The sequence below is a fragment of the Natrinema hispanicum genome (assembly GCF_900111485.1).
Taxonomy (GTDB): domain Archaea; phylum Halobacteriota; class Halobacteria; order Halobacteriales; family Natrialbaceae; genus Natrinema; species Natrinema hispanicum_A.
On record NZ_FOIC01000074.1, the window covers coordinates 1 to 3,075 of the forward strand.

The following is a 3,075-nucleotide window of genomic DNA, read 5'->3' on the forward strand; positions in this document are numbered from 1 at the left end:
GAAAAAGCGATTATGATATTAATCTTATATATCGGTTCGATCATCAATTAGGACGTCCACACCGTCTGGCGTCACAGCAATCCGAATGCCTTCAATACCCTATTGCACGTTCAATCTTAGTTCGCCAGAGGGGAGCGGCTGTCCATCAGACCCAGACTTTCTCGGCTGAACTGGTTCAGTGAAGGACGGATTCTTGATAGGTCAAGATTATACAGCCGGTTGACTCCCCGATTGATCAGGTAGCAGTCAAGAAACCCAGCCGCCTGAGAGCGATGCCTCTCAGGCGGCGAACCCTGATTTTTGGACAGATGGGTTGCCGATCAAATGAGCCGTCCTGGCGAGCGTATCAGTCCCGGTTTTCCTTGCTGTTTTGCGGTGCGCTCATCCCGATACACTGTAACATAGAAGTTTCTCGAACCAATCCTCAGATGAGTTGAGTTTCAGTGCAAGGAAGTTGAGATACTTCTGGAGATGATGTTTCGAGACACCTCTGAACTTCGCCAGCCACTGGCGAAGGAAACTGTGGCGGTTCTCGCAGGTGTTTGTGTGGGCGTCGCCGATGACGTAGGTGTCGGAGTGGGTGACGGCCAGATGGCCGTCCACCCCCTCCTTCTCTTCGATGTCCTCGTAGATCGAATATCCATCCGTGCAGAGAATGACACTGCCGTCACCGTACTCAGCGATGTCTTCGTCAGCGTCTTCCAAGTCCTTGCAGACGAGAAACCGAACACGTCCGTCGGAGCGACGGACGAGTGTCAGCACTGGTGGTTTGTCTCCCTCGAAGTCTCCACGCCCCTTTTTTTGAGTCCGCGCTCGCGCGGACTCGAATCCTCGTCCTCACGTCCTTTCTCACCAGCAGTCACGTAGATTTCGTCGGCTTCACACACCTCGGAAAGCTCAAATTCGTCAATCTCTCCACTCGCTTCTTGGACTTCGTGGACAAAGTTGAGGACGGCTTCGTAATCACGGTCAAGGTCACGAGCGATCTGAGCCGACCGCTCAGATCGCATCTCCTTGATGGTGTAGAACATCTCTTCGAGTTCGAAGCGATGCTGACCGAAAATCGTGTCTGTGAGGTCGTTAAAGTACGTCTCGCAGGCTTTGCACCAGTACTGCTGAGCGTCTTTGCCCGTGGTTCCTCGCTTGACGACCTCGTCGCTTCCGCAGTGGACACACGTCACCGTCTCGCCGAAGCGGGCGAGACGGAGACGTTCAAAACACCGTTCACGTGATGGAAGGAAGACTTGAGCAGATTCCTCATCCATCGTTGACCGGTCATTGATTCGCCAGCAAAATCGGTGTTACGGCTTATCGGGATGAGCGTTGCGGTGAGAGACGCTGCGACGAGTGCGACCGCTGAAAGAACGACGTGCGTCTCAACGTTGTCTTTCTTGCGTGCCCGCACGCGATCAAGGCCGGTGAAGGACTTCAGCCGCGAGAACACTCGCTCGACACCTGCCCGCAGGTGTCGATGCATCCGCTCTTTGATAGCCTGGAAAATATAGGTCTCTTCGACACTACCGGCCTCAACGCCATACTCCGAGAGTTGTTCTTGCGGCAGTCGCTCCAGAGCGTCGTAGGGACTCTCGATCTTCTCTCCGTGTTCCTCGAAGAGCTCTTTGATTTCCTCCTTGATCGTCGCTAACGGCGACGATCTCCGGGGATTGATTGCTGTCAGTAACGGACAATCGAGCCGGTCTTGGCAGAACTCACGGTTGCCCTGACTATCGAAGCCGGCGTCAGCCAATGCAGCCTGGAGTTGGTTGGTGTCGTACCGCTCATCGAATTCCTCGATGAGTGGTTCAAATGCCGCAGTATCGTTGCGTTTGCCGGTCTCCATCGTGATGGCGACCGGCAACTCGGTTGCGGCGTCGACGACAAGGAACACCTTGTACCCGTAGAACGATCCTTCGTGTTTCCCCCAGCTTGCCCCTTCAACGTCGCCATTTTCGATCTCTTCGCGTGTGTTTGCCCAAGCGGCTATGTGGGTACCGTCGATGATGATGAACTCTCCAGCGTGGTCGTGATCATCGAGCAACTCGCCACACATCGACTGGAGGCAGTCACGGAGTTCGTCCGGTTGGAGTTTGTCGAAGGCCCGCCAGAGGGATGTCCCGTCGGGGACATCCTCTGGCTCGACGTAGTCGAGAGCCTCCCTGAACGAGTGATTGCGACGAATACGGCGTTCGAGGGCGTCGAAGGAGTCGCCCTCGAACTGCCGAAGAACGAGTGCAGCTGCTCGTTCAGGAGGGATCGACTGAATCTGTGAGACAGCGACCGAGAGGAAGGTAGCGATAAGTTCGTCTCGGTAAAGATAGCCGTCTTCGGTTGGCTCATCGGGCGTGATATCGGTTGGTTGGTCGGTCTGACGTTGTAACAGCTGGTCGTCCCGTCGGGACGGCCAGCTGTGGAGGTAGAGAGTGGTGTTTTGCCAGTCAGCGGCATGGATCTCTTGTTTTTCAGCGAGCTTGCGGAGTGGACGGTAGCAGCGGCGATCGAGAAGATCGTGGGCTTCGGCTGGTGTGAGTCCGGATGGACGCCTGAACGCGAGGTGTTTGAGGGTTGACTTGGTGTCCTCTTTTCGGTGGAAGACGGCAACGCCGTCGTCCACCTCGGGTCGCCAGAAACCGTCGTGGGTTGATCGGTGGCCAACGACGTGTTTACTGGCGACGTAGCTGCCGTGATGATTCAGCGAGGTGTAGAAAGAGTCTTCGGAGGCGATTTGATCGATATACCACGCTGGCACCGAGGTGCCAGCGCGGAGTTGCTCCTTCGAGACGACCTCGCCGTGTGTGCGGAGGAACTCACGAACAGCAGTCTTATGGGAAGTGGCTGTGTTCTCACTCGTGTCGGATCTAGTGCTGGACATACTATCGATCCGACTTCTAGTCTAGTGAAAGTGACTATTTCAGAAGCTAGTGACCACACCGCGATAGGTTGGAGCTAATTTTGAACCCGTGCAACGGGCTAAGGGATAAAGAATGCTCTGTTGAACGCAAGACAGCGGCAGTATTGGAATTTTGATATTCAGATTAATGTCGTTAGAACTTCTGTACTGCTGGTTTTGAGATCTGG

The 3,075-nt window shown here is 54.8% G+C and carries 2 protein-coding genes; both read right to left on the reverse strand.

The annotated features are described in order from the left end of the window. Positions 1-381: 381 nt before the first annotated feature. A protein-coding gene (locus BSG09_RS19905; protein WP_092936217.1) for an IS1595 family transposase occupies positions 382-1,265 on the reverse strand; the annotation gives its coding sequence in 2 pieces (ribosomal slippage) (positions 382-803 and positions 803-1,265; 885 coding nt in all). Further along, on the reverse strand, positions 1,178-2,869 hold the full coding sequence (locus BSG09_RS19910; protein ID WP_254799224.1) for a transposase: 1,692 nt from the start codon (positions 2,867-2,869) through the stop codon (positions 1,178-1,180). Before BSG09_RS19910 ends, BSG09_RS19905 begins: the two co-directional genes overlap by 88 nt. Positions 2,870-3,075 lie beyond the last annotated feature (206 nt).

What these genes read in the sequence shown, in the direction of transcription:
- BSG09_RS19910 (WP_254799224.1), bottom strand. Translation starts at nt 2,869, where the DNA reads ATGTCCAGCACTAGATCCGACACGAGTGAGAACACAGCCACTTCCCAT.